General features: G+C 61.4%; 3 protein-coding genes and 1 pseudogene. All 4 read right to left on the bottom strand.

Going from position 1 to position 4,287, the window contains the following annotated elements:
- Positions 1-500 (bottom strand): 2Fe-2S iron-sulfur cluster-binding protein (locus DBR24_RS02755; protein WP_128613832.1); only part of this gene is annotated, 500 nt, incomplete at its 3' end.
- A complete protein-coding gene (ubiD, locus tag DBR24_RS02750; RefSeq protein WP_003229330.1) occupies positions 500-1,966 on the bottom strand; it encodes a 4-hydroxy-3-polyprenylbenzoate decarboxylase in 1,467 nt (488 codons plus the stop codon). The genes ubiD and DBR24_RS02755, both read right to left, overlap by 1 nt.
- Positions 1,967-2,046: 80 nt before the next feature.
- Positions 2,047-4,008 carry an acyltransferase family protein gene (locus DBR24_RS02745; protein WP_128613831.1) on the bottom strand — a complete coding sequence of 654 codons (1,962 nt, stop codon included), beginning with the start codon at positions 4,006-4,008 and terminating at the stop codon, positions 2,047-2,049.
- A gap of 139 nt (positions 4,009-4,147) precedes the next feature.
- A pseudogene (gene rho / locus DBR24_RS31405) lies at positions 4,148-4,287 on the bottom strand (transcription termination factor Rho); the annotation flags it as partial.

Here is a 4,287-nt window from a genome sequence, read left to right as displayed (position 1 = left end):
ATCAGGCTCAGCGCACTGGCTTCACGCGCCAGCACGTGGATTTCCAGATCACGCCCGCCGTGCGGCGCCGAGGCCATGGAGAACGCCGACTTCTCGCCGCTCTCGCGCTCGATCATCAGGTACTGTCCGGCGTGATAGCGCGGCGGTTTACCGGCCGGCGCCCGCAAGCGTACACGCCAGGTGTCACCGCCAACGTCCCGGCATTCGATGACCTGACACGACAGGCTGCGCACCGGCAGTTCTCCCAACGCCAGCACGCCATCCCACAACAGGATGCAGTCTTCCAGCGGCTCGGCTATGCAAGTGTAGAACTCGCCGTGGTCGTGCACCTTGCCGGCCTGTTCGACCCGGCCTTCGACCAGCAACGCCGCACACACGTGGCAGTTGCCGTTGCGGCAGCTTTGCGGGCAGTCGTAGCCCAGGCGCCGCGCACCGTCGAGAATCCGCTCACCGGGCTGTATCTCAAGCACCGCTCCGGAGGGCTGCAGGGTTACACGCATCAATCTATTCCTAACTGATTCCAGATGGCATCGATCCGCTGGGTGACGGCGTCGTCCTTGACGATCACGCGGCCCCACTCGCGGGTGGTTTCGCCCGGCCACTTGTGGGTGGCATCCAGGCCCATTTTCGAGCCCAGGCCGGAGACCGGCGAGGCAAAGTCGAGGTAGTCGATCGGCGTATTGTCGATCATCACCGTGTCGCGCTTGGGATCCATGCGCGTGGTGATGGCCCAGATCACGTCGTTCCAGTCCCGGGCGTTGATATCGTCGTCAGTGACGATAACGAACTTGGTGTACATGAACTGTCGCAAAAACGACCAGACACCGAGCATCACGCGCTTGGCATGCCCCGGATACGACTTCTTCATCGTCACCACGGCCATGCGGTACGAGCAGCCTTCCGGCGGCAGGTAGAAGTCGGTGATCTCCGGGAACTGCTTCTGCAGGATCGGCACGAACACTTCGTTCAACGCCACGCCAAGGATCGCCGGCTCATCCGGCGGACGGCCGGTGTAGGTGCTGTGGTAGATCGGTTTGATCCGGTGGGTGATGCGCTCGACGGTGAACACCGGGAAGCTGTCGACTTCGTTGTAGTAGCCGGTGTGGTCGCCGTATGGGCCTTCGTCGGCCATTTCGCCCGGATGGATCACGCCTTCGAGGATGATCTCGGCGGTGGCCGGGACTTGCAGGTCGTTGCCGCGGCACTTGACCAGTTCGGTGCGGTTACCCCGCAGCAGGCCGGCAAAGGCGTATTCGGAAAGGCTGTCCGGCACTGGCGTTACGGCACCGAGGATGGTCGCCGGATCGGCACCGAGGGCCACGGACACCGGGAACGGCTGACCCGGATGCTTCTCGCACCACTCGCGGAAGTCCAGCGCGCCACCACGGTGGCTGAGCCAGCGCATGATCACCTTGTTGCGACCGATCACTTGCTGACGGTAGATACCGAGGTTCTGGCGGTCCTTGTTCGGGCCTTTGGTGACGGTCAGGCCCCAGGTGATCAGCGGGCCGACGTCGCCGGGCCAGCAGGTCTGCACCGGCAGCATCGCCAGGTCGACGTCGTCGCCTTCGATGACCACTTCCTGGCACACCGCGTCTTTAACGACTTTCGGCGCCATCGAGATGATCTTGCGGAAGATCGGCAGTTTCGACCACGCGTCCTTCAAGCCCTTCGGCGGCTCCGGCTCCTTGAGGAAGGCCAGCAGCTTGCCGATTTCGCGCAGCTCGCTGACCGACTCGGCGCCCATGCCCATGGCGACCCGCTCGGGGGTGCCGAACAGGTTGCCGAGCACCGGAATGTCGTAGCCGGTGGGTTTCTCGAACAGCAGCGCCGGGCCCTTGGCCCGTAGCGTGCGGTCGCACACCTCGGTCATTTCCAGCACCGGCGAGACGGGAATCTGGATGCGTTTCAACTCTCCGCGCTGCTCAAGCTGCTGCACGAAATCCCGAAGATCCTTGAATTTCATTGACGATGGCACCCTCAAAATAGGCGTACATCCTACCTGCTCTGACGGGCAAACAGCAGCCCGTCAGCGCCCGGGATCGCTCAATTGTGGCTAGTACCCAGCAGCAATGGTGCAAACAGCGGGCTCAGTCTGGCACTGCCCACGTCCGACAGATGGTCGGCATCCTTGTACTGCGAGTGGCCATCGACATCAATGGCGCAGAGTCCGTCCTTGCACATCAGCGAGGTCGGGTCGATAACATGCACGCCGGGATCCGCCGCACTCATCGAGCCGAACAGCTCGGTGAAAAACCGCTGGCGCGCCAGATGCTCATTGAGCGGGCGACCGAGCCCTTGCGCCGAGCGCCCGATGCGCGCGAGGCTGGTCAGGCGGTCGATGTAGCTCTTGTGCTGCAGCGGCACTTCCTTGAACAGCCAGACTTGCACACCAGCCGCGCGCAGCTCAGCCACTTGCGCCTTGAGCCCGGCAGCCAGACGCTGTTCGGCTTGCGCCGGACTGTCCTTGCGCTCAAGCAGAAACTGTCTGTCGCCGTCGCCATCTTCGCGACCATAAATGTACAGGCTCCAGTTCGCCGCCAGTACGACATCCTTGATCCCTCGACTGAGCACCAGCGCCATGTTGCGTTTGTTGAAGTCCTGGCATTGAGGGCGCAGGCGGTCTTCGACAATCGGCGGGCAAGCCGTCAGGCTGTACAACCAGACCGGCTGCGCGTCGCGACCGAGAGTGCCGGCGATGGCCGGCAACAGTGCCGCCGTGTGACTGTCGCCCCAGAACATCTTGGTCGGAGCGACCTGTTCATCGCCGCCCAACCGACAGGCCTTGTCCAGCGCTTTGTCCGTGCTCAGCTGCATGCAATCCGCTTGCCCGGCCTTCCACTCCCGCGATTGCGCGTATTCCAGCGCCTTGCCGGTCAGACGCTGTGGCACACCGTCTGACGAGTTAATCACCGAGCCGGTAATCGCCAGCACGGTGATCGACAGCAAACCACCGACCAACATGGAATTCCGCTTGGCGAACACTCGTTTCTCACGAAAGGGCAGCTCGATATAACGCAGGCTCAACCAGGCCAGGGCCAACGCCAGGGCCATCCAGCCGAGCGCCTCCAGCGGCTGGATGCCGTCGATGGAAATTGCATTGGCATACACATAAACCGGCCAGTGCCACAGATACAGGGAGTAGGACAGCAGGCCGACCCACACCAGAACGCGGACACTCAACAGACGGCTGGCCCACGTCGCACCTTGCGCGCCCGACCAGATCAACGCGGTAGTGCCCAATACCGGCAGCAATGCCGCCCAGCCCGGGAACACCGTGGACTTGTCAAAGGTGAATATCGCCAGCAGCACCGCCGCCAGTCCGGCCACGCCCACCGACTGGCGCAGCCACGGCCGTGCGACGTGTTTCGACGCGGGCAGCACCGCCAGCATTGCTCCGCAGAGCAGCTCCCAGGCGCGGGTCGGCAGCGCGAAGAAGGCGAATTCAGGCCGGCGTTCGATATAAATGAGGTTCAGGCCAAACGACACCAACAGGACCGCGAACAGCATCCAGCGCCAATGACGGACATACCGCATCAGCAACACCATCATCAACGGGAAGAAGATGTAGTACTGCTCCTCCACCGCCAGCGACCAGGTATGCAGCAGCGGTTTGAGCTCCGACGCCGGCGCAAAGTAGCCGTCTTCACGCATGAACAGAATGTTGGAAATGAACAGCGACTGGTAACGAATCGTGCGCCCGAGTTCAGCCAGGTCTTTGGCTGTCAGCAACAGCCAGCCTAAAGCCAGCGTCACCACCACAACCACAGTCAACGCCGGCAGAATGCGCCGGGCACGACGGCCCCAGAAGTCGAGAAAACTGAAACGCTGTGCGCTGATTTCGCGGAACAGGATCGAGGTGATCAGGAATCCGGAAATGACGAAAAAGACGTCGACACCGACAAAGCCGCCGCTGAATGTACTGAACCCGAAATGAAACAGTACGACGGGAATTACCGCCAGTGCCCGTAATCCGTCGATATCACGGCGATTGCCAAACGTGTGCATGAAAAACCTTTCTCGTTCTGGATACAAAGTTCCTGGAAAGCGCGAAAGTTATCAGCCGCGTACATTTCAATCCATATACAAATAATCTGAGGCAAAAAAAAGCGCCCTTCCGGGCGCTTCTTTTTAAACAGCTGGGGTATTACTTGCGCTTCATCGACAAGAAGAACTCGTCGTTGGTCTTGGTCGTCTTCAGCTTGTCGACCAGGAACTCGATGGCAGCCACTTCGTCCATCGGGTGCAGCAGCTTGCGCAGGATCCACATACGCTGCAGTTCGTCGT

This window comes from Pseudomonas sp. HMWF006 (genome assembly GCF_003061205.1).
In the GTDB taxonomy this organism is placed as follows: Bacteria; Pseudomonadota; Gammaproteobacteria; order Pseudomonadales; family Pseudomonadaceae; genus Aquipseudomonas; species Aquipseudomonas monsensis.
Note: the sequence above shows the minus strand (reverse complement) of the source record. Positions and strands in the feature narration are given on the sequence as shown.

Bases quoted from the DNA above. Each gene is read 5' to 3' on its own strand.
- ubiD (WP_003229330.1), bottom strand. From the start codon at position 1,966: ATGAAATTCAAGGATCTTCGGGATTTCGTGCAGCAGCTTGAGCAGCGC.
- DBR24_RS02745 (WP_128613831.1), bottom strand. From the start codon at position 4,008: ATGCACACGTTTGGCAATCGCCGTGATATCGACGGATTACGGGCACTG.